At 47.6% G+C, this 21,065-nt stretch carries 20 protein-coding genes and 1 pseudogene; 12 read left to right on the forward strand and 9 right to left on the reverse strand.

The genetic code is table 11. The features are described from left to right. Positions 1–22: 22 nt before the first annotated feature. Together ACNA05_RS06015 and ACNA05_RS06020 are read right to left on the reverse strand one after the other, a co-directional pair. A complete protein-coding gene (locus ACNA05_RS06015) occupies positions 23–805 on the reverse strand; it encodes a helix-turn-helix transcriptional regulator (protein ID WP_415810508.1) in 783 nt (260 codons plus the stop codon). A 39-nt stretch (positions 806–844) separates the two neighbouring features. After that, complete coding sequence (locus ACNA05_RS06020) at positions 845–1,588, reverse strand: ThuA domain-containing protein (RefSeq protein ID WP_415810509.1); 744 nt, start codon at positions 1,586–1,588, stop codon at positions 845–847. 92 nt (positions 1,589–1,680) lie between these two features. Here ACNA05_RS06020 and ACNA05_RS06025 point away from each other — a divergent pair, with 92 nt between their 5' ends. The 4 genes from ACNA05_RS06025 (at position 1,681) to ACNA05_RS06040 (ending at position 6,563) form a co-directional block, all read left to right on the forward strand. Beyond that, positions 1,681–2,457, forward strand: coding sequence for an SDR family NAD(P)-dependent oxidoreductase (locus ACNA05_RS06025; RefSeq protein WP_415810510.1), 777 nt, complete (start codon positions 1,681–1,683; stop codon positions 2,455–2,457). Further along, positions 2,454–3,236: an SDR family NAD(P)-dependent oxidoreductase gene (locus tag ACNA05_RS06030; RefSeq protein ID WP_415810511.1), complete on the forward strand. Its 783-nt coding sequence runs from the start codon at positions 2,454–2,456 to the stop codon at positions 3,234–3,236. The genes ACNA05_RS06025 and ACNA05_RS06030 overlap by 4 nt, the downstream gene beginning before the upstream one ends. Then, positions 3,233–4,009: an SDR family NAD(P)-dependent oxidoreductase gene (locus ACNA05_RS06035; RefSeq protein WP_415810512.1), complete on the forward strand. Its 777-nt coding sequence runs from the start codon at positions 3,233–3,235 to the stop codon at positions 4,007–4,009. Before ACNA05_RS06030 ends, ACNA05_RS06035 begins: the two co-directional genes overlap by 4 nt. Positions 4,010–4,199: 190 nt before the next feature. Continuing rightward, a complete protein-coding gene (locus ACNA05_RS06040) occupies positions 4,200–6,563 on the forward strand; it encodes a TonB-dependent receptor (protein ID WP_415810513.1) in 2,364 nt (787 codons plus the stop codon). 261 nt (positions 6,564–6,824) lie between these two features. Here ACNA05_RS06040 and ACNA05_RS06045 read toward each other — a convergent pair whose 3' ends face one another. Genes ACNA05_RS06045 through ACNA05_RS06055 form a run of 3 tightly spaced genes read right to left on the reverse strand, consistent with a single transcriptional unit; the run spans position 6,825 to position 10,317 of the window. Next, positions 6,825–7,982: an acyl-CoA dehydrogenase family protein gene (locus ACNA05_RS06045; protein WP_415810514.1), complete on the reverse strand. Its 1,158-nt coding sequence runs from the start codon at positions 7,980–7,982 to the stop codon at positions 6,825–6,827. Position 7,983: 1 nt separating this feature from the next. Further along, positions 7,984–9,075: an acyl-CoA dehydrogenase family protein gene (locus ACNA05_RS06050; RefSeq protein WP_415810515.1), complete on the reverse strand. Its 1,092-nt coding sequence runs from the start codon at positions 9,073–9,075 to the stop codon at positions 7,984–7,986. Continuing rightward, positions 9,076–10,317: an acyl-CoA dehydrogenase family protein gene (locus ACNA05_RS06055; protein ID WP_415810516.1), complete on the reverse strand. Its 1,242-nt coding sequence runs from the start codon at positions 10,315–10,317 to the stop codon at positions 9,076–9,078. Positions 10,318–10,471: 154 nt separating this feature from the next. On the opposite strand from ACNA05_RS06055, the gene ACNA05_RS06060 reads away from it, so the two are divergent. Genes ACNA05_RS06060 through ACNA05_RS06070 form a run of 3 tightly spaced genes read left to right on the forward strand, consistent with a single transcriptional unit; the run spans position 10,472 to position 12,680 of the window. After that, positions 10,472–11,452, forward strand: a complete 981-nt coding sequence (locus ACNA05_RS06060; protein WP_415810517.1) for a thiamine pyrophosphate-dependent dehydrogenase E1 component subunit alpha — start codon at positions 10,472–10,474, stop codon at positions 11,450–11,452. After that, positions 11,449–12,435, forward strand: coding sequence for an alpha-ketoacid dehydrogenase subunit beta (locus tag ACNA05_RS06065; protein ID WP_415810519.1), 987 nt, complete (start codon positions 11,449–11,451; stop codon positions 12,433–12,435). Before ACNA05_RS06060 ends, ACNA05_RS06065 begins: the two co-directional genes overlap by 4 nt. A gap of 2 nt (positions 12,436–12,437) precedes the next feature. After that, the gene (locus ACNA05_RS06070) at positions 12,438–12,680 is read left to right on the forward strand and encodes a biotin/lipoyl-containing protein (RefSeq protein WP_415810520.1); all 243 of its coding nucleotides are present in this window, start codon (positions 12,438–12,440) and stop codon (positions 12,678–12,680) included. A 176-nt stretch (positions 12,681–12,856) separates the two neighbouring features. On the opposite strand, the gene ACNA05_RS06075 is transcribed toward ACNA05_RS06070, so the two are convergent. From ACNA05_RS06075 to ACNA05_RS06085, 3 genes are all read right to left on the reverse strand, one after another. Beyond that, positions 12,857–13,300, reverse strand: a complete 444-nt coding sequence (locus ACNA05_RS06075; RefSeq protein WP_415810522.1) for a hypothetical protein — start codon at positions 13,298–13,300, stop codon at positions 12,857–12,859. After that, positions 13,297–14,328, reverse strand: coding sequence for a phosphotransferase family protein (locus ACNA05_RS06080; RefSeq protein ID WP_415810523.1), 1,032 nt, complete (start codon positions 14,326–14,328; stop codon positions 13,297–13,299). The genes ACNA05_RS06075 and ACNA05_RS06080 overlap by 4 nt, the downstream gene beginning before the upstream one ends. 230 nt (positions 14,329–14,558) lie before the next feature. Further along, on the reverse strand, positions 14,559–15,560 hold the full coding sequence (locus ACNA05_RS06085; protein WP_415810525.1) for an NADP-dependent oxidoreductase: 1,002 nt from the start codon (positions 15,558–15,560) through the stop codon (positions 14,559–14,561). A 103-nt stretch (positions 15,561–15,663) separates the two neighbouring features. Between ACNA05_RS06085 and ACNA05_RS06090 the strand changes: the two genes are divergently transcribed. The 4 genes and pseudogenes from ACNA05_RS06090 to ACNA05_RS06105 all read left to right on the forward strand — a co-directional run bounded on the left by ACNA05_RS06090 (position 15,664) and on the right by ACNA05_RS06105 (position 19,168). Then, positions 15,664–16,050 carry a nuclear transport factor 2 family protein gene (locus ACNA05_RS06090; RefSeq protein WP_415810526.1) on the forward strand — a complete coding sequence of 129 codons (387 nt, stop codon included), beginning with the start codon at positions 15,664–15,666 and terminating at the stop codon, positions 16,048–16,050. 292 nt (positions 16,051–16,342) lie between these two features. Continuing rightward, a complete protein-coding gene (locus ACNA05_RS06095; protein ID WP_415810528.1) occupies positions 16,343–18,637 on the forward strand; it encodes a TonB-dependent receptor in 2,295 nt (764 codons plus the stop codon). Between the two features lie 50 nt (positions 18,638–18,687). Beyond that, a pseudogene (locus ACNA05_RS06100) lies at positions 18,688–18,963 on the forward strand (SDR family NAD(P)-dependent oxidoreductase); the annotation flags it as partial. 31 nt (positions 18,964–18,994) lie between these two features. Next, positions 18,995–19,168, forward strand: coding sequence for a hypothetical protein (locus ACNA05_RS06105; RefSeq protein ID WP_415810529.1), 174 nt, complete (start codon positions 18,995–18,997; stop codon positions 19,166–19,168). 78 nt (positions 19,169–19,246) lie between these two features. Here the strand turns inward: ACNA05_RS06105 and ACNA05_RS06110 are convergent, their stop codons facing one another. After that, complete coding sequence (locus ACNA05_RS06110; protein ID WP_415810530.1) at positions 19,247–19,780, reverse strand: nuclear transport factor 2 family protein; 534 nt, start codon at positions 19,778–19,780, stop codon at positions 19,247–19,249. 200 nt (positions 19,781–19,980) lie between these two features. On the opposite strand from ACNA05_RS06110, the gene ACNA05_RS06115 reads away from it, so the two are divergent. After that, the gene (locus ACNA05_RS06115) at positions 19,981–20,955 is read left to right on the forward strand and encodes an alpha/beta hydrolase (RefSeq protein ID WP_415810531.1); all 975 of its coding nucleotides are present in this window, start codon (positions 19,981–19,983) and stop codon (positions 20,953–20,955) included. Positions 20,956–21,065 lie beyond the last annotated feature (110 nt).

A 21,065-nucleotide genomic window follows, 5' to 3' on the forward strand; every position in this document is an offset into this window, starting at 1 on the left:
AGGGATGCTGTAAGCTAATGTATTAATTAGGTTGCTGACGAGCCGTCGATATATAGCCTAGCTGAGTTGCCTTATAGACCGCCTGACTTCTGTTCACGGCATCAAGTTTTCTTGTTGCGTTTTGAAAGTGGAAACGAACCGTCGCTCTGCTTCTATCAATAATGATACCAATTTCGTGATCGGTTTTCCCCAGCGCCGCCCAACGCAAACACTCTACTTCGCGCTTACTTAACTTCGAGCGCAGCGGCAGAATGGGTGTTCTGTCTGACACGTTGACATAGCTTCGGATGAAGGCACGGGCATAGATTGCAAGCACGTCACCATGTTGTTCGAAGATTTCTGACAAATCAACTTTGTCCTTAGAAAGCGGATTGTAGCTTACGGCGCCAATCTGCCCGAAAGGCATGTGAACAGGCACAACAATAGCCGCATGCGTAAAAGCTCTATGCTCAAAGCGGGCCAAGTCCATTTCTTGTAAAAATTGGTTCGGTTGCCGCGTGTGTATGCCGTTCGCATTCAGCCAAAAAGGCTCGCTTTCATAACGACATGCGATCGTAATTGGGGATTTAAGAGCCATGCTCTCAGTATTCCACCATTTATTACTGTCTTCGTTCCAACCGAAAACAGTTGTTGCAAGCAACTCGCCATCAATATCCCTTAGGGTCGCATTCTTTGCGATGTTTTGACAGGCAGCGATGCGAAGATCACATAGCTCACTTACCAGGTCTCGGAAGTGAATAGCGGAAGTTTTCAATTCCTCCCGAGAGTTTACACGAATTTTTTCTAAATTTTTCGTACTAATCATGCGGCTATCTAAGCCAGCTGATTTAAAATGGCAAGCTAATCAAAAAGGGGATTGAAGCCACTTAATTCCCCGTTTTAGCAGGGTTTCAAATTCTGGAATTTCCCAGCTCCCGCGGTCAAGTTCGGGTAGAAAGTCCTTATACGGTCTTAAATCAAAATGACCTCGACAGTGACCGAGCGTGAGGTAAAGTATAGCGCCTTTCTGGTGAGACTTTTTATAGAAAACGGGGTGGCGGCCCAGGGCCTCATCCCCTTCTGCAAATCCACGCCCTTTTATCGAGCACTCGGCTTCTAAAAAGACCTCGAGCTCACCATGCAATTCCATATGGTACAATTCATCTGTGACTTCGAAATTCTGGATGTCTTTCACGAGTGGATGGGAGGGCTGCACATTTTCAACAGTATAGGGCTCAATGGGCGGATGTGATAGAAACTGCGATCCCAACAAATCCATAAAGACAGGGGCATCTCTTGGGGTGTGCCACAACCCGTCGTCCATCATTCTCAAGATAGAATTTGTTCCGTGCAAGCCAAGCCAGCGCCCTCCGGCCTCTAGCCAATCTTTTAACTGATTTTGGATGTCCTCCGACGGCAGAATATCGCAAGTATATGAAATCAGGATATCTGCCCAATCCAGCGCTTCCGAGCACTCGTAATTTTCCATGACGCGAGTGACTATACGGTTCTGAGAGCCCAACAACTTGAGAATTTCTACGCGCGCATAGTCAATATCATGATATTTTCCGCCAGCGATCAAAAGGCAGTTAATTGGCTCAAAACTCATAAATCTACTCGGCTCAACCTTGTCTTTTGTATAGCTATACAAGTCACGACGAGCATTTAAAGCTAACATAAAAATGAGTGAGGGGAAGCTATATGCGTCTTGAAAACAAAGTGGCCTTTATAACAGGCGGAACGTCAGGTATCGGAAAAGCAACTGTCTTTCGGCTGATTGATGAAGGGGCCAAAGTTGTCTTCACAGGACGAAAAGAAGAGGCTGGCAAAGCGATTGCAGAAAAATGCGGCGCAACATTTATCAAACACGAGGTTCAAGACGCCCCTGGCTATGACGCTATCGCAAAAGAAATTGAAACAAAATTTGGCCGATTAGATATTGCCTTTGCAAATGCTGGTACAGAAGCTGGCGATACAAATGTCGAAGATATATCATTGGAGACCTGGAATTCTCTGATCGCTATAAACCTCACAGGGGCAATGCTTACGGCCCAAATGGCTATGCGTCTTATGCGGAAAAACCCGGGAGGGTCCTCCGGTTCAATCATTCTCAACAGCTCAATGAACGCCCATATACCGATGGGTAACTTCGTAACATATTCGACGACCAAAGGCGCGCATATCGCTCTGGCAAAATCTGTGGCGATGCATTCTGCCAATCAAAGCCTCAACGTTCGCTGCAACGCGATACATCCCGGCGTGGTTGAGACTGAAATGATTAAAGGAGTCATCGACAGGGCCGAGGATTCAGTTGCCGCCAGAGCCCAATTCGAGGGGATGGCACCGTTGCAAAGAATGGCATCCGTCGAAGAAATTGCAGGGTTAGTGGTCTATCTTTCAAGCGATGAAGCCTCCTTTATATCGGGAGCCTCCTATAATATTGATGGAGCGACAACCGCGGGAATGATGGGCGTATGAGACTCCAAGGCAAAACCGCCCTGGTGACGGGTGGTCTGCGAGGAATTGGTCGAGCAACAGCCGATCGTTTCGCCGAAGAAGGCGCAAAGGTTTTTATAACGGACATTGATACCCCTGAATCAGCCAAAGCTCTTTTGGACGGTCAGACGCATCAATATATCCAGGCTAATGTAGCCGAGGAAGCCGAATGGGAAAGCGTTGCGGAAATAATCTCCGCAGCCGGTGTTTTGAACTGCTTGGTAAACAACGCTGGTGTGGACTGTGTCGGCCCGGTCCAAGGTACCAGCTTAGCAGACTGGCGGAGAATCATGTCGATCAACGTTGACGGGGCTTTTCTGGCCGTAAAACACTGCCATGATTTGCTTTCAAAAGGCGGGCAAGACACTAAAGTCGAATCTTCCGTAATTAATGTTTCCTCTATTATGGGGAAGGTCGGATATACTGATACCTCTGGATATAACACTTCCAAAGGGGCGATAAAGCTCTTTACAAAAGCAACCGCGATTGAGTTTGCGACGAAGAAAACGCCTATTCGCGTGAATTCGATACATCCCGGTTTCGTGTCAACGCCGCTCTTAAATGCAGGCATGGAGCGATTGGAGGAAAATGGGGCAGGGTTTAAAAGTGACTTGATGCAAATGTTGGGAGACATGACCCCAATGGGACGTGTCGCCGAACCAGCTGAAATCGCAAATGCAATTTTGTTTCTGGCATCCGACGAAAGCGCCTACATGACCGGGTCCGAAGTGATGGTCGACGGCGGTTGGACCGCGCAATGACAATATCACTCGATAATAAAATCATCCTCGTGACTGGCGCAGACGGAGGTATTGGTGGTGAAGTTTGCAAGGCGCTAAAACACGCAAATGCAACTGTAATTGCAACTGATCTCATCGAACCAGCTGAGGCAATGTCTGACTTATCCCTAGCACATGATGTGACGTCCAAAGGGGACTGGGCAAAGGTCGTTTCAGAAATAGAAAGCCGATATGGTCGTTTAGATGGACTGGTGAATAACGCCGGGTTTTCTTTCGTCGATTCAATAGAGAACACAGACGTGGAGCGTTGGCGTTCGATAATGTCGGTAAATGTCGAATCTATTTTACACAGCTATCATAGCTGTTTGAAGCTCCTAAAAATTGGCGGCAAAAAAAGCCCGAGTGGCGCGTCCGTCGTAAATATCTCTTCTGTTGGCGGACAACGCGGCGCCGCATTTAATGCCGCCTATTGTGCGACAAAGGCAGCCGTTTTGAATTTTTCAAAAAGTGCTGCTGTTGAATTTGGAATGTTGGGCTATAACATTCGAGTGAATAGTGTGCACCCGGGCGGGGTTGATACTCCGATGCTTCAGAGCATTATTCAGTCCTATGTCGATCTAGGAGCAGCGCCGAGCTATGATGAGGCACAGGCGGCAGTTGTTTCAAATCATCCGATAGGCCGTATCGCGTCCCCGTCGGAAATGGCAGGCGGCGTTGTTTATCTCTGTTCAGATGCTGCAAGCTTTATGACGGGGTCAGAGTTGGTAATTGACGGCGGATTTACGGCGAAGTGAAAATTGTTGGGTGGCCTTTTGCAACGAGCTATCTGAAAAGCTCACTATGTGACTTTAAAGCCACAAATCACTCGAAAATAATTTACCTGTCTAAAAGTGCAGTTTTTTTTCGTAGTGCTTTAGGACAATCCTATAATTAATTAAATCCCGGGCGGAAAGCTTAGGGAGCAATGAATTATAGGGGATAAATGTGTCAAAACTTATTCATCGATTGAGCCTGTCCACAGGAATCGCAACACTAATCTGTGGCGTGGTTATTTCACCTGCATACGCTCAGGATAGTCGCCAGGTCACCAGTCAAGTTGATGAAATTATTACGACGGCTCAGAAGCGGACTGAAAATGCCCAAGACGTGCCGGTCGCAGTCTCAGCGATAAACAGTGCACAACTTGAAAAAACTTTCGCTCGGGATATCCGTGATGTCGAGAGTATTTCTCCGAACCTAATTATTGATTCCGTTTTGGGGAATGGTACTGCCGCTATCTCTATACGAGGTATGCAGTTCTCCGACGTAGAGAAGTCATTTGATCCAGCGGTCGCTGTCTATACAGATGGCGTTTATCTCGCCAACAGTACCGGCGCTTTGGTCGGGATTTGGGACGCTGAATCTGTCGAAGTGTTGCGCGGTCCACAGGGCACTTTGTTTGGACGAAATACCATTGGAGGCCTAATTCATGTTAAGCGTAAGAAGCCTAGCGGTGTCGCTGGAGGTCGCGCTTCAATCACATATGGCAGCTATGACCGATTAGACCTTAATGCAGCCATCGACCTTCCTGCTTTCGCTAATGATACAGTTAAATTACGGGGCATGGTCAATCATAAATCTGGTGGCGGTTATTTCGAAGGCGGCCCTAATTCAGGAGATGCAGATTTTCTTGGATTTGACCTTTCGGCCCTTGTGGAGCCAACAGATTCCCTATCTATCCTGACAAGAGTAGAGATTATTGATGACAATGCGGACACGCCGCCTCTTTCAAACGTGGCTATTGGGGATCCTGGTGATTTTGAATATCACCGAACAAACCGTTCTCCGATCGACCAGAAAGCGTCAAGAAATGTATTTGCCGTAACGGTTACACCTACTTGGCAAATTAATGAGAACCACAGTTTGGAAGCAATTATTGCTCTTAGAGAGGGTGAAGAAACAGCAATTCAGGACTTTTTCGGTGTAGATGGCGAGACGGCCTTCGGCGTCCCAGCATTTGCGGGGCAGGGAGTATTTGTGGCGTCCCGTCCTCAAGAAGAGAGCCAGTTCAGTACAGAAGTCAGGCTCCATTCTAACTTTGGTGACCGTCTTGAAACTGTACTTGGCGGATATTACTGGAACAGCGAATACGAAATGGCTCAATCCACGGGTGGGTTGGCAATTACTTTGGCCGCTCCTTTTGTAACTCAAGAGCCTCGTCATTTTCACGAAACAGAATCATGGGCCATTTTTGGCCAATTGGATATGGACGTAACAGATCGGTTGGGTCTGTCCCTAGGAGGACGGTACCTTGAAGAGACTAAGGCCTATTGCGGTTCAAACGGCGCGGATTTCACGGGTAATGGTACGCGGACTGGTCTTTCCTTGTTCGGCCAACCAGGCCTTGGGATTTGTGATACCTCGGATCCTCTTTACAATAACAATTTCATTGACCCGGTTACAGGTAATCCAGCAGTATTTGTTCCCGAAACGACATGGACGAAGTTCACGCCGAGAGTGGGGCTGACATATGATCTTGACCAAGCAATGTTGTATGCAACCTATTCTGAAGGCTTTCGGTCCGGAGGATATAATGGTCGGGCCTACGACCCTCAAAATGCTGGGCCTTATGAGCCTGAAAGTGTTGAAAATTTCGAGTTTGGTGTGAAGTCTGATTTGATGGACAATCGACTCCGTCTCAATTTAGGAGCGTTTTTCACCAAATATGATAATAAGCAAGAGGACGTGGCCTTTGATGACCCTAACCTCGCGGGGACAACTGTTACGGTTGTTCAGAATGCGGCTAGTGCGACTATTAACGGGTTTGAAGCTGAAGCGATTTTCAAACCAATTGACGCTCTAACCTTGAACGGCTCTCTCGGAATTTTGGATGCAAGCTATGACGAGTATTTTGCTATAGACACGAACGGGAATACTGTAGATCTGTCTAGTAGCGAGCTACGTCGAGCGCCAGACCTGACGTTCTCGATGGGGGCGACCTACGAGCATCAATTAGAAAACGGTCACTTCATCATTCCAACTGTAAATTATTCTTATAGGGGTGACCATTGGGTCAGTGCTTATAGTGCAGCGAGGAGTGTCACGCCCCCACGTACAGGCATCATCGGGTTTAACGAAGCCTATGGTCTTCTGAGCGCCTCAATCAATTATGAGACAGATAACTGGCGTCTGTCCTTATTCGGCGACAACCTTCTGGATGAGGGTTACTTCAATCACGGTTTCGAGGTGGCCACCTACGAAGCGACAAGCGCTACGGATGCCTCCCCCGTATTTGTTCCGGGTTCTTTGGCCTTCGGATTGGTGAATGCGCCTGTAACTTGGGGTGTCGAATTGGACGTGAAATTCTAGCTCCTACGCAACTCAAATTATCACAACTAACCCTGCGTTGCGACGCAGGGTTTTTTTATGTGACGAACTTTCGCGGAGAAGTGGCTGCCGACTTGGTTCGAAAAGCTGTCGAAGTAGAGCCCTGTCCAGTATTTAACATACGACATACCAGTCTTTAGACTTTTCGGGCAAACCGATAGAAGCGCGTATTATTTAAATAGACATAAAAAAGCCCCCGTTGAACACAGGGGCTAAGTCGGGGAAAATATTACCTAAGGACGTTTAGGATTTGGCTGATAGGGTTTTCTTTTTAATTTTTTTAGCCAGGGACCATTTGTGGACTTCAGTCGGGCCGTCATAAATCCGAAAAGCACGAATTTCCCGGAAGAAGTGCTCAACCATGGAATCTTGCGTGACGCCCATGCCGCCCATTACTTGAATGCATTTATCAGCGACCCGGAAAAGAGCCTCTGAGACAGCGACTTTCGCCATAGAGCTTTCGACATTCGCGGTCTCGCCGCGATCCAAAGCATCTGCGACCCAGTCGATCATTAATTCACATTGCTGAAGATCGATCTGATTCTCGGCCAACATAAAACCGACCCCTTCGTGGTCGACAAGCAGTTTTCCAAATCCTTCTCTGGAGCAGGCATATTCAGTTGCGATTTCCTGAGCTCTGATTCCCATCCCCGTCCAGCGCATACAATGGGACAATCGTGCGGGCGCTAATCTGACTTGTGCAAGGCGAAATCCGTCCCCGGGATTACCGAGCATTTGATCGGCCGGCACACGAAGATTATCAATTAAGACTTGGGAATGGCCGCCGGGCATAGAGCTATCAATCGTGTCCAGAACACGTTCAATTTTAACGTCAGGATGAGGGAGTTCGGTCAGGAAGAGGCAGGCGCCTTCTTCCGCTTTCGCCATGATGATCCCGACTTCGGCGCCTTGGGCTCCCGTAATAAATGTCTTGCGGCCATTAATGACCCAATGATTTCCATCTCGAACCGCTGTTGTTTTCATCATTGAGGGATCGGACCCGGCGCCGCCCTCGCTCGACGGTTCTGTCATGAAAAAGGCCGACCGGGCATGGCCAGTTACAAGTCTTTCTAAATAGCGCGACTTTTGTTCCTCATTAGCGGCTTTACCCAAGAGGAACATATTTCCTTCATCGGGAGAGGCCGTGTTGCAGGCGATTGAGCCAAGGGCGGAAAGCCCTGTCTTTTTCAAGAGGCTGGCCGTATCGCGCTGGCTTACATGTTCTCCGCTTTTCAAAATGTGCGGGGTCATTACGCCTGCTTTTCGGGCGAGATCGCGAAGTTCGACTACTAGGTCTTCCGTGGGGCCATGATCCTCATTCCTTGGGTCGCTCTCATATGGAACAACCACGTCGCGGACAAAGGTTTCAATTTTGGAGCTTAAATCATCTATATTGGTCAAATCAGTATCCTGCTAAACGAGCGGCGTTATTGGCGTGAAAATTGTAGTCCCCAAAAATTTGTTCGGAAACAGCGACACGCTTTAAATAGAGTCCGATGTCATATTCATCTGTCATGCCGATGCCGCCATGCATCTGGATAGACTCGTTGGCTATAGCCTGAGCCGTCTTGCCGGCTTTTGCTTTGGCGAGACTTGCAAATCTTAAAAACTGTGGATCGGCCTCATCAAACATTTTTGCTGTCTTTGCAACGAGGGCTTCGGCTTGAGATAGATCTATAAATAATAAAGACGTTCGGTGTTGTAGGGCTTGAAAACTCCCAATCACTTGACCGAATTGCTTTCGTTCTTTTAAGTAAGCCAAGGTCATTTCAAAAGCGGCGCGTGCCATACCGACGAGCTCGGCGGCATAGACAAGAGCGCCGAAAGCAAGAAGTTGGTGTTTAACGTCTTCTGCGAGTGGTTTCTCGCCGAAAATGTCATCAGTTGCGACCTTCACTTCGCTGAATTTGACTTTCGCAATGTCTCGTCCGTCGATTGAGGTCAACGCGGTCCTTTCTATCCCGTCATCAGATAGGGGAATGCGGCATAAAAACTCATCGCCATTTTTTGAGGCAAGAGCCAAAATATGATCTGAAGACATACCGTCGACGAGATGCTTTATCGTCCCGGATACGCTGTAGCCTTCGGACGCTTCTGTCAGGGTCAAGGTAGACGCCTCAAGGGATGTCGCTGTCCGAGTATCTCCTTGCGCCAAAAGAGGCAGCCAGGCAGATTTTTGCTTTTCCGTAGCGGTGATCGCTATAATTTTTGGAGCGATTACCGACGATGAAAGAAAAGGGATGCTACTCAGGCTTTGGCCCACAATTTTGACAATTGTGCACGCTGCAAGCGTGCTCATATTCGAGCCGCCAAATTCTTCATCAATGATTATTCCAGGCCATCCCATCTCTGAAATACCCTGCCACATTTCCGCGGAGAAGGTTTCTTGATTGTCTCTTAATTTTCGAAATGCTGGCAGACCATAATCCTCGGTCAAGAAGCCGATAGCGGCTTCTTCCAACATCAACTCTTCTTCTGACGTAGCAAAACTCATTTAAGTCGGTAACCCTAACAGTCTTTTGGATATAATATTTAATTGAATTTCAGAGGTCCCGCCCAAAATTGTATAGGCTCTTGAATAAAGCCAGTTCTGAGCCAGGGTTGTATCGTTCAGGTCTTGATTTCCGTTTTGGACAGTGCCGCTCAAACCGGCAATTTCCATTCGAAGTTCATAGCCTTTTTTAATTGTTTGTGTTGACGAGTACTTCACCAAGGAAGACTTCGCGCCGATTTCCATTCCGTCATTGATTTGTGTGTTGAGGTGTTCAGCCAGAGCTGTGCAAGCGGCTTCATCAATTTGCGCGCTTGCGAGTTTTTCTCTGAGTATGGGGTTGTCCACTTGACCTTCGGAATTTCTCCCAAATTCTTCGATCGCCATGTCAATTAAGGATAGGGGCTCGTGACCTCGTCCATCCAGCGTATACGCGCCTAGGCTGCCCCGCTCATGCGAAAGCAAGTACATCCCAATGCGCCAGCCATTATTTATTTCGCCGACAATTGAGGAATTATCCGGACCGTAAAATTTCGGAACTTCTACATCGGTAAAGAAGGTTTCGCAGAAAGGGGACTTGCCAGAAATCAAGTCGATGGGACGCACGTGAATGCCCGGCGTATTAATATCAACCAATATAAATGAAATTCCCATTTGCTTCTTCTCGTGGGAATTGTCTGTTCGAACCATTGCGAAAATCCAGTCGCTTTTATCGGCTGTTGAGGTCCAAATCTTTTGTCCGTTTAGCAACCAGTGATCGCCCTTATCCTCACATTTCATTGAGAGGGAGGCCAGGTCAGATCCTGCATTCGGTTCTGAGTAGCCTTGGCACCAGCGAATTTCGCCCTTGGCGATAGCGGGCAAATGCATGGCTTTCTGAGCCGGAGTCCCGTATTTAAGAAGCGTGGGGCCTAACATTGTAAGGCCGTAACTATATAATGGACGGGGAATGTTTAGATGGTCCATTTCAGACTTGATAATAGCGGACTGTTCAGCGCTCAGGCCTGCGCCGCCATATTCCTTCGGCCAAGACGGTGCGGTCCAGCCCTTTTCAATGCAGCGCTCTAACCATTTCTCTTGTTCGGCGGAGTCGAAAGTCCATTGCTTTCCGCCCCAACAACGCGCTTCGCTACCATTGCGTAAATCGCGCAGTTTTTGAGGGCAATTTTCGACAAGCCATGCGCGAACTTCTTCACGAAAGTTATCTGTTTGCGAGGCATCGGGCATGTCTGAAGTCGTATTCATAATCTCTCATAAGTTAAACCTGAGGGCGTAATAACTAACCTTCCTGTGAGGTAGAGAAGTTAGCAGGCTCGAGAGACAAAATTACCCCTGTCATTTAATAGGGGTGAAAAAGGCCCGCTGCTGAAATATGACTATAGAAAAAGTGGAACCTCATATGAAAAAGCAAAAGCTGTCCAATGACGTGCTCGTCGATATCTATCGACGCACCCAAAAGATTTACCAGACCGATGTCAAATTTCGTTCAATGATTTCATCGGGAGATCTAGCGATCGTATATTACTCTGCGCGGGGCCAGGAAGTCGTGTCTGCTGCGATGATGGCGGCATTAGAAAAAAGTGATTACCTCGTTACTATTTACCGGGGAATTCACGATCAAATTGCAAAGGGAGTTCCCCTAAAACCTCTCATGGCGGAATATGCCGGAAAAGTTACCGGGACCTGCCGCGGTAAGGGCGGCCCCATGCACATTACGCATCCCGAAAGCGGCGTGATGGTTACCACAGGGATTGTTGGGTCCGGTATTCCGATCGCTAGTGGTCTTGGACTAGCGAGCCAGCTTTCAGGAGACGGCCGGGTTACAGTGACCTGCTTTGGCGATGGCGCGACAAATATCGGCGCTTTCCATGAGGGCGTAAATATGGCGTCGCTTTGGAATTTGCCCGTAATATTTCTGTGCCAGAATAATCTTTATGGAGAGCACACAAAGTTTGAATATACGTCTAATACCGAGACGGTTGCCGAACGCGGAGCCGCTTATGGAATTAGGTCGGTCCGCGTCAATGGCAATGATCCCGTTGAGATGTATCAGGCCGCGAAAGAAGCTGCGGATCATGCGCGAGCCGGAAAGGGGCCAACCCTTATTGAAGCCATGACATTCCGATTTAATGGACATGTGTTTGGAGATCCCGGCGGCTATATACCGAAAGAGGAGATGGCGGCCGCCAAAAAGGCCGACCCGGTACCACTTCTAAGGCAGCATCTGCTGGGTAGCGGTGTTGAGGAATCAATGCTCGACGAGATTGACGCCGAAATCGAAGTGGAGGTCGAAGAGGCTGCGAAGTTTGCTCTTGAGAGCGGAGACCCGGATATACGGGAAAATCAAATCGACGTGTATGATTACGAGGTATCGGCATGAGTGAACAGTTGAATTTTGGCCAAGCCCACAACCTCGCCCTTACTGAAGCCATGGAGGCGGATGAGAAGGTAATTGTGCTAGGTGAAGATGTAGGTGACGAACAAGGCGGCGGCGTCTTTAAAACAATGTACGGATTGTCCGGAAAATTCGGAACAGACCGGGTTCGTTCTACGGCGATTGCCGAGCAATCCATCATGGGGGCAGCAGTGGGCGCTGCAATTGCGGGTTACCGGCCCGTTGCGGATATCATGTTCATGAACTTTTTGACTGTGGCCATGGACCAATTGGTCAATCATGCCGCTAAGCTTCGATTTATGTCAGGCGGACAAACTGGCGTGCCGCTTCATGTTATGACGACAACCGGGACTGGCCGCCAATTTGGAGGCCAACACTCAGACTGGCTTGAATCCTGGTTTGCGCATGTCCCGGGCTTAACCATCGTCACGGCCTCGAACCCGGCCGATGCAAAGGGGCTTATCCTGTCCTGCATCGAAAGTGATAACCCCACCATCTTCATCCAGCATCTTGCCATGATGAGAGTAAAAGGCCCAATGCCTGAGCCAGGGTACCGGGTTCCACTTGGGAAAGCTGCGGTTTTAACAGAAGGGACAGATCTGACAATCGTAAGCTATGGCAGACAGGTGCTAGACTGTCTGGCTGTTGCCGATCGGCTCAAAGACGATGTCTCTATTGAAGTTATCGATCTGCGCACGATTTCGCCTTTTGATAAGGAAACAGTTTTGAATTCCGTGTCTAAAACAAAACGAGCCATCGTAATGCACGAAGCCGTAAAAGAGTTTGGCGTGGGCGCGGAGATTTCCTCCGTTATTCATGAGTCTTTATTCGATAGTTTGAAAGCTCCGGTAGAACGTGTCGGCTCTAAATTTTCACCTGTGCCGTTTAACCCGTCTCTGGAAAAAGACTGGACCGCCGGTGAGGCCGAATTAGAAATCGCTATTAAAAATGTCATGGGTAGGAGCTAACAATGGCAAAAGTAAAACTAAAACTCCCGAAGTTAGGGATGTCGATGGACGAGGCAACGATTGCTGAGTGGCACGTGAAAACGGGCGATAAAGTGACTGTCGGCCAAGAAATCTACGCCGTTGAAACAGACAAATCTACGCAAGACGTAGAGTGTCCTTTCGAAGGTACTTTGACTGTGGTTGCTGAGGTAGGACAAACCTGCCAAATCGGCGAGATTGTGGCTGAGATTGAATTAGGCGCTTAATTTGAAAGTGTATATTTCTCCGAACTTGAGAGTTTATTCCAGGCTATACTCACCCTTCGAGGGTCTCTCGCTCTCATTTTGGTAAACTTAAACTATGATGGCGATAAACATCATAGTTTTTTTGTGGCTGAAAATAGGAAAATTTTGTGCCTATGTTTGAGGGGGTAACCCGAAGACTAACCCCGCCCTGCTGCCTCAAATCCGCCGCCGATAATTTTTAATTCATTACCTAATCTCTGTTCAAGTAAACCAAGTAGTTTTTGGGACAGATCAGGCCCGGACGAATCGCCAATATCGGACATAGCAGAGAGGGTTTCGCTCGCCGCCTGATAGAGCGAATGATCATCTGATGCTTGAGATAGATTTTCAATGGCGTCTTCTAGGTCCGGAGTTGCTTTTCCTTCGGTTTGATATTCTTCGGCCAAGGCAGAAATTGCGTCTGCTTCTTCTTTGATAAAAGTGGATTGGTAATCAGCTCGCATGGCGCAGCTACCCAGCACGCCAATAATTGTATCAATTTGCCCCTTCTTCACGGGGTCCGCTAAGCCTTCTTTTAGATTTGTGTTCATTTCGTGGATAACGCCCCGCAGGACTTGAGAAATAGAAGGTGAAATAATCATTTGGCATCCTCTACGACTTTAATGGCGTTCATCCAATTCATGTGTTGATAGGTTGTGATGTTCATATAGTAGGCGGCCAGAACGGATTGTGATTGTTCAGCGCTTTCGGCCAATGCATCAGATGATTTCATCATCCCCATATGGGTTTGAATGGACGAGATTATCAAGAAGTAGGCTGTCGTCGCCGGATTTATTACGTCACGGCTTAGGCCTGTTTTGGCTCTATATTCTTCATAGAAGCCTTCGACATCCGCTTCTAATATATTGGGCGGTATAGCGCCGCAGACCATTGTAAACCACCCGAGGTCCTCTCGTGGGTCGCCGATGTGGGATAGCTCCCAATCGACAAGCACGGAATCTATCGTGTTCTTGGCTTGTATCATATTGCTGACCTGGAAGTCGCCATGGACAAGGCTCAGCGGGGCTGGCGGCGGCCGGTTGTCATCAAGCCATTGCGCCATATAACGAAGAAACGGACGGGACGTTAAAGATTCAGATTCGGTGCGCCGAAAAAAATCGATTTGCTTATCTATATATTCATCCCAGCTCGCAGGTCGGGGAAGAGATGCCGGGAGGTCTTCGATATCTTGAGAGTGCACTGCAGCGCCTGCTCGAGCTACGACTTTGTTGAGCTTGCTATAGTCTTCTTGTTTGGCTTGCCGGCAGACCTCAATAAATGTTTGTCCTTTTTCAGCTTCAAAAATGAATGTGGCGCTATCGAAAAAGGCTTCATCGACGTCACTTGCCAACATCTTAGGGGTATCGATTCCTTTTTGTTGCGACAAGAATTTCAAAACATCATTCTCGACCTTTCGATCGACCCGGACCAGCCCGGTCGCCCCTTTAGGCAAGTATTGAAGGATCAGGTCAGTAGAATTGTCGCCATAGCCAAGATTAACCCTATAGGTCAGGCGACTGTACCCGCCAGAAATCGGAGTTAAGCTTCGTACTTTCGCATCGGAATATTTAGGATCATGCGCCTTCAAACATTTGAGTGTGGCCGTTTCTAGGGACTTTGAGTCCATCATGATAGTTTCCTCCCGATATACATTTTTTATTTTATAAGTTAAAAACCCATCCCCTTGCCCTAGCTATGTTACCAGTAAACCAGACACAGCGAGACGGATTTTTTATCTTTCCGCCATCACACTTACCGGCGGATGGAAACAGCTATTAATTTTGATGGCTTTCCAGTCTCATCTGAGTGTGGGTAAGAAATAAATGACGATTAGTCATTCAGAATTTCATGTCTAGGGCATTAGAGTTTCAAGACAACTTTACCGATGTTGCCGCCAGTAAATAATTTTTTATAAGCCGAAAGCATGTTTTCTAAGCCTTGCGTCTCGTCAAACGGAATGAATATGTCGCCTGCGTCTAAAGAAGATCGAAGCTCTCTCGATAAACGGGGGCCCTGATCCATAAAGTCAGGGGAGAAAAATCCAGTCACCGTGAGGCGTTTCATTAAAATCTGATCAAATTGCTGAGGGCCTTTTGGGCCATCGGCGGTGTACTCTGCGATGAGGCCGCAAAGAGCGATACGCCCATAAAGAGCCATGTTCGGGAAGACGCTGTCCAATATCGGCCCGCCGACATTATCGAAGTAAACATTTATTCCGCCTTCAATTTCTTTAAATGCTTCCTCGAGATTTTCCGTCTTATAATTGAACGCTTTCTCAATACCTATTTCGGTTTCCAGAAAACGGCATTTCTCGTCGCTTCCGGCGAGCCCATAAACGCGGCACCCTGCATTTCTTGCGATTTGGCAAGCAAGAATTCCGGTCGAGCCAGCGGCTGCTGAAATGAGAACAGCGTCTCCAGCTTTTACCTTTGCGGTCTCGTGCAACCCCCAATAGGCCGTCCAGCCATTCATTCCCAAAACACCGAAATGTTGTCTGATGTCATCCACATTGGTATCAATCTGAACAAGACCCGTTATCTCCGGCTCCACGCAGGAATAGTCTGCCCACTGCCCGAAGGCTCTCACCATATCCCCGGTTTTGAAATCCGGATGTCGGGATTCTACAACTTTGCCTATGCACAAACCGACCATCATGGAGCCAAGCGGAAGAGGGGGTTGATAGCCGTCGGTGCGGGGCGTCATCCACATGCGGGTCCCCGCATCGAGAGAGAGGTAATCATTTTTAATCAAAACCTCTCCGTCCTTTGGCTTTGGTATTTCTGACGTTTCCAAAGAAAGCGCGGACTCGAAATCATTGCCGTTGGGATGGCTATTTAATTGCCAGAATCTGTTTTCGGTCACGATGAGGCCTTTTCATTAGAATCGAGATAGCACTAGCTAATATTAGAGGTGATAACGGGGTGAACACGCGTTAGAAACTGGTCAAAAGGATAAGGGGAACAGGATGGCAGATTTAAGCGCAATAGTTGATGAATTATATGAAGCCTCTGCAGTAGGCGATTTCGAAAAAGTGGAGGGACACCTCACCGATGACTTTTTTGTAGAAGAGGCGTCGTCTCTACCCTTCGCCGGCAAATATACTGGAAAATCAGCCCTCAGGGAGTTATTTCCGGTGATGATTGAAACTCTTGGCGTGACTGGCCTGAACCGAGAATGTGTTATGGTCGGCGAGCGCTCAGTGTCGGCCGTTGTTACTCTCAGTGTGGGGGAAGAAGAACCGATTGAGATGTTGGAGGTCTTTCATTTTAAAGGCGATAAAGTGTGTGAAATTCGTCCCTATTATTTTGATGTAAATAAGGTCAACGCGGCTGTGAAGGCGGCAAAGGGCTAAATCTATTAAATAATAATTAGCCCGACGCCAATACAAATCACCCCCCTTTTGCCTGGTGTTCTCAACGGGTAACAGGTTGGCCGCTAACTTAGTAAACGCTAAGTGATAGAGCCATCCTCGCTACGCGAATGTCTCCTCAAAATCTATAAAATTTGTCGGTCCGTGCGGTAAGTTATTATCTAATTTGTAATCTTAGAAACCCCAGAGCGAATATCACTAGCCATAAGATTAGTATCCAATTGTTCCTCGATTTGTAAAATCCAAATATAAATAATTTTACAGGGGAATATCTATGTCAGTCAAATTTGGAGCAAGTTCAGCCGTGCTCTGCGCACTAGTTTTTGGTGTAACAGATTTTGCTTACGCGCAAACAACAGCGGGCGGAGGGGTGGACGAGATTGTCGTCACCGCCCGGAAGAAAAAAGAAAACTTACAGACCACCCCTGTTGCGGTTACAGCATTGACCGAAGGTGTCCTCGAACGGAATCAGGCCCAGGAGCTTACTCAGGTTGAAAACTTTATCCCGAACGTGGAGTTAGAAAGCGTAAACTTTTCAGGTAACGCCTTAGGAGCTTCTATCCGGGGGTTGAGCTTCTCCGATTTAGAAAAGTCATTTGACCCTACAGTAGGTGTTTCCATCGACGGCGTTTTCTTGGCGTGGAACACTGGCGCGTTGTTTGATCTAGATGATGTCGAGTCAGTTGAAGTTCTTCGTGGCCCACAAGGGACACTTTACGGACGGAACACAATCGGCGGTACAATCAACGTCCGGCGGAAGCGTCCAACAGGCGAAACCAATCTCCGGACGAGCACATTGTTCGGTTCCCACAATCAATTCGACTTTAAAGCTTTCGGTGAAGCCCCTATCGTAGAGGACGTCCTGGCGGCCAAAGTGTATTATATTCATAACGAATCTGATAGCTTTACCGACAGTTTCGTCACAGGTGAAAATGATCCGGGCAAAGACTCGGACACATTCGGTGCCTCATTCCTATTCACCCCTACTGAAAATTTCGACGCCTATTTGGCCTTGGACTATCAAGACGACAATTCTTTTTATCCGCCGATCCTTAACTTAACAGAGCAAGGCGAAGGGATCTGCGCCGCGTTGGGAGGTCTGGAGCCTTCCGCTTGTCGTGAAGGATCGTTCGACATTGCAGAAGATAGCGGATTTGAAACGTCTTTCGGCGCTATCCCTTATACGGCTCCAATTGAAACATTTGCGGCAACGTTGGAAATGAATTGGGATGTCGGAAACGGTACAATCACATCTGTTACCGGGTTTCGAGATTCAGAAGAGACACTTCAGGAGGAAAACACCGGGACCCTTCCCATAGATGTTGGAGCTGGTCCTGTGCCTCTTATAGCCGCTTACCGTCCGCAAAATTCTGATCAATTTAGTCAAGAAATTAGGTACTCATCCGACTATGATGGGCCGTTCAATTTCGTGGTTGGGGCCTACTATCTTGATACTCATTATGATATTTTTCCATTCGACAATCCCTTTGGGCGCGACGATGCGGGACAAATTTTTTCACTTGGGGATGCGGTCCAAAGTTTTTACGCGGAACAAGATACACGCGTCGCTTCTGTTTTCGGAGAAGGTACCTATAATTTAACAGACACTCTACGCCTAACGGGTGGGTTGCGTTATTCATCTGAAAAGAAAGAATTCTTGCTCAATTTCTTGGATCCATCTGACCTTTCAGTCACAGCTTCGGCGCAGGACGAAGAAACTTTCAATGATCCAACTTGGCGGGTAATTATCGACAACCAATTCACGGACAATCTGTTTGGGTATGCAAGCTACTCACGAGGTATCCGCAGTGGAGGGTTTAATGGTCGAGCAGCAACCCCTGATGCGTTGGGGCCGTATCAACCAGAAACTCTTGATAGTTTCGAAATTGGTTTCCGCGCCCAGACATCTGACAATAGGCTGCGTTTCAACCCAACTTTATTTTACTCGAAATATAATGATAAGCAGGAAGAACTACTGTTCGGATTGGGCAATAACACCACTGCGACTATCGTATTCAATGCCGCATCTGCCGAAACTTACGGCGCTGAACTTGAGGGGGTCTATGTCCCGAATGAAAATCTGAATTTCAGATTTGCGGTTGGTCTATTGGATTGGAAATATAATAATTTCACAGCACTGGATACGCGCGTTGGTTCGTCCACGGAAGGCCAGGTAATTGATATCTCAGATACGGCTCAACTACGCCGTGCCCCTAAATTCACATTCGCTTTAGGCGGAGACTATATTCTCCCTATTGGTAATACTGATCTTACATTCACCGCTAACTACAAACATACAGATAGTTTCGTGGCTGGGGCTGCTCTGTTTGAACTTGATCCGCGAGCTATTAAGCCCTCCACAGATGTCGTGGATGTTTCTGTGACACTTGATACTTACAAAGAAGATACGGGCCTCCCGATTGACTTATCGGTAACAGCATTTGGTAAAGATGTGCTGGCTGATGGCGTGGGCCGAAACGGACGGCCGTTTAACGCGCTACCGGATTTTTACTTCACCAATCCCGAGATTGCGCGTCGTTGGGGTGTTGAGTTCAAGACGAGCTTTTAAATGAAGCGAGCACTCAAAATGGCAGTCAGTATGTCTTAGTAAACAATGCGGGCGTCGTGGATTTTACGTCCGTTGAAGATAGCACTCTCGAAAAATTTAGGTTCATTAATTCGGTCATGGTCGAAGGAACATTTCTGGGGTGTAAATATGCCATTCCGGAAATGGAAAAGTCCGGAGGCGGTTCCATCGTGAATGTTTCCTCAATCGCCGCCAAAAAAGGCATGGGCCCAACTGTATCTTATTCTGCCGCAAAAGGCGCTATTCTGTCTATAACACGAAGTATTGCGGCACATTGTTTAGAAGTGAAAAACAAATGTGCGATGTAATGTGATTCTTCCCGGGACACATGACACGGATATGGTGAAGTCGGCGGTGGCGGGTCTGACGGATGATCAATTGGCTGAGCCCGCAAAAGCAAATGCAATGGGAAAACCAGAGGACGTGGGAAATTTGCTGCTTTATTTGTCTTCAGATGAATCCCGTTTTCTAAACAGCTCGGACACCCTCATCGACAATGGCGAGTCAATATAAGCGATTCCAGTGTTGAGAGAAACAACCTGTTTATTATTACTAGTCGGTACATCTGGCTCTAGCATCTTAGTTGATGAATTATATTTGCCATTTCGACGTCACGATCCTGGACGGATCACTTTCGTCTGTTTGACCTAAGGCATCCTGAGGGCCGTCTATCAAGCCGCCATCATTCAGCTCTGTATCCTGTCTCCAGTCAAACACCCCATTCCTGCTCTTGAGCCACCAATCATCATTTAGCTTTTCGAACCGATCAATATACCGCGCGCCCACAGTGACAACATATCGACGTCCAATACCCGGAAAAGGCATATCGACCGGATAATCAGCAGGTAAAATGTGGGTCGCTGTGAGGTAGCTTTCGCAATGTGCAACGTCGCCGTCAAAATTAAAGAGTGTATTGCCAAGTTGGTGGTGGGTAGAAATCATTGGATCTATTATGGCTTTCGCTTGTTCAATAAATCCTCGCCAATCCCCTTCAACTTCTCCAAATAAAAAAATAGCTTTATCATGAAAAATTTTAGGCATGAGGTCCCACCGTCGCCGATCGATCGCGTGGGTGTAAAGGTGAAGTTTATCAGCAATTTTTAGCCTATCTTCGACACGTATCATAACATTCCCCTTAATTTTTTAACCTATAGTGGCGGTTCAGCTGCGAGGATTAAAGCCTCATCTATAGTATAGGTTTTCGCCAAATCCCGACTACTATCATTGTAAGGAGTTTTCTGCCGCTTTGAACTGCGTATGAAGGAAAGCGAGCAAGTCTCGTCCTAACATTGTCGTTTAAATTCTAATCTATCGAGGGGGTGGAAGTGACTGCAAATCAAACCAAGTCACTTATAAGGAAAGACCTTGATCACGTCGACGAAGAATTGCGACCGGCCTTGGATCATTTCCCTGAATTTAAATTAAATTTGGAGGGGCTCTCTGTGTTAAGAGCATTCCCACCATCCGATCCATTGCGGGATCCGCCGTACAAAGAAACCATAATTCATCACCCCGAACGCGGGGACGGTCTTCGAATGCTCATAATCGATCCGGGTACCACCGGGAAGCCGCGGCCCGCTCTGCTCTATCTACATGGCGGTGGTTTTGTCTTTGGTTCCCCCGAACAAATTCTCCCAACCATGCAGAAACTCGCGGCGGATGTAGGTTGCGTCATTTGTTTGCCGGCTTACCGCCTTGCTCCGGAAAATACATTCCCCGCCCCATTAGAAGATAACTATCTGGCTCTAAGCTGGATGTTTGAAAATGCGAAAGCTTTGGGAATTGATACCGACCGGATAGCCGTGGGGGGTGACAGCGCTGGCGGCGGGCATGCGGCTAACTTGGCAATTGCAGCGCGTGATAGGCAGTTTTACCCGATATCGTTTCAATTGCTCCTTTATCCTATGTTAGACGACCGCACAGGAAGTTCGCGACCGGTCCCTGACAAGGTTGGAGAGTTTATTTGGACCGTCGAGAGTAACAAGTTCGGATGGAGCTCTTATCTCGGCTGCCCGGCAGGAGGGCCGAATGTTCCTTCGCAAGCTGTACCTGCCCGAAGGCAGGATCTAACTAAACTTCCACCAACTCTCATCGCGACCGGGAGCCTAGATTTGTTTTGCGAAGAAAACAGTCGGTTTGCCGACCGACTTGATCAGAATGGCGTCGACGTGGATTTACAGATATTTTCCGGTGCCTATCACGGCTTTAATGTAATGGTTCCGGAAGCGAAAATCTCCAAGCGGTTTCATCAATGTTGCGTGGAAGGCCTGAAAGAGGGGCTCAAAGCCAAGCAAAATTGAGTCAAAATTAAAATACTAATTTAGCGAATGTCGGTGCTTTACTGGAAATTGGAACAAAGCTGAAAATGAAAGAACTACGAGCCTTTGTAACGATTTAAGTTTTTTAATTG

The sequence above is a fragment of the Litorimonas haliclonae genome (assembly GCF_965138505.1).
Taxonomy (GTDB): domain Bacteria; phylum Pseudomonadota; class Alphaproteobacteria; order Caulobacterales; family Maricaulaceae; genus Litorimonas; species Litorimonas haliclonae.

What these genes read in the sequence shown, in the direction of transcription:
- ACNA05_RS06035 (WP_415810512.1), top strand. Translation starts at nt 3,233, where the DNA reads ATGACAATATCACTCGATAATAAAATCATCCTCGTGACTGGCGCAGAC.
- ACNA05_RS06030 (WP_415810511.1), top strand. Translation starts at nt 2,454, where the DNA reads ATGAGACTCCAAGGCAAAACCGCCCTGGTGACGGGTGGTCTGCGAGGA.
- ACNA05_RS06090 (WP_415810526.1), top strand. Translation starts at nt 15,664, where the DNA reads ATGGCAGATTTAAGCGCAATAGTTGATGAATTATATGAAGCCTCTGCA.
- ACNA05_RS06080 (WP_415810523.1), bottom strand. Translation starts at nt 14,328, where the DNA reads ATGATGGACTCAAAGTCCCTAGAAACGGCCACACTCAAATGTTTGAAG.
- ACNA05_RS06050 (WP_415810515.1), bottom strand. Translation starts at nt 9,075, where the DNA reads ATGAGTTTTGCTACGTCAGAAGAAGAGTTGATGTTGGAAGAAGCCGCT.
- ACNA05_RS06020 (WP_415810509.1), bottom strand. Translation starts at nt 1,588, where the DNA reads ATGAGTTTTGAGCCAATTAACTGCCTTTTGATCGCTGGCGGAAAATAT.
- ACNA05_RS06105 (WP_415810529.1), top strand. Translation starts at nt 18,995, where the DNA reads ATGGTGAAGTCGGCGGTGGCGGGTCTGACGGATGATCAATTGGCTGAG.
- ACNA05_RS06025 (WP_415810510.1), top strand. Translation starts at nt 1,681, where the DNA reads ATGCGTCTTGAAAACAAAGTGGCCTTTATAACAGGCGGAACGTCAGGT.
- ACNA05_RS06110 (WP_415810530.1), bottom strand. Translation starts at nt 19,780, where the DNA reads ATGATACGTGTCGAAGATAGGCTAAAAATTGCTGATAAACTTCACCTT.
- ACNA05_RS06095 (WP_415810528.1), top strand. Translation starts at nt 16,343, where the DNA reads ATGTCAGTCAAATTTGGAGCAAGTTCAGCCGTGCTCTGCGCACTAGTT.
- ACNA05_RS06060 (WP_415810517.1), top strand. Translation starts at nt 10,472, where the DNA reads ATGAAAAAGCAAAAGCTGTCCAATGACGTGCTCGTCGATATCTATCGA.
- ACNA05_RS06070 (WP_415810520.1), top strand. Translation starts at nt 12,438, where the DNA reads ATGGCAAAAGTAAAACTAAAACTCCCGAAGTTAGGGATGTCGATGGAC.
- ACNA05_RS06055 (WP_415810516.1), bottom strand. Translation starts at nt 10,317, where the DNA reads ATGAATACGACTTCAGACATGCCCGATGCCTCGCAAACAGATAACTTT.
- ACNA05_RS06075 (WP_415810522.1), bottom strand. Translation starts at nt 13,300, where the DNA reads ATGATTATTTCACCTTCTATTTCTCAAGTCCTGCGGGGCGTTATCCAC.
- ACNA05_RS06065 (WP_415810519.1), top strand. Translation starts at nt 11,449, where the DNA reads ATGAGTGAACAGTTGAATTTTGGCCAAGCCCACAACCTCGCCCTTACT.
- ACNA05_RS06015 (WP_415810508.1), bottom strand. Translation starts at nt 805, where the DNA reads ATGATTAGTACGAAAAATTTAGAAAAAATTCGTGTAAACTCTCGGGAG.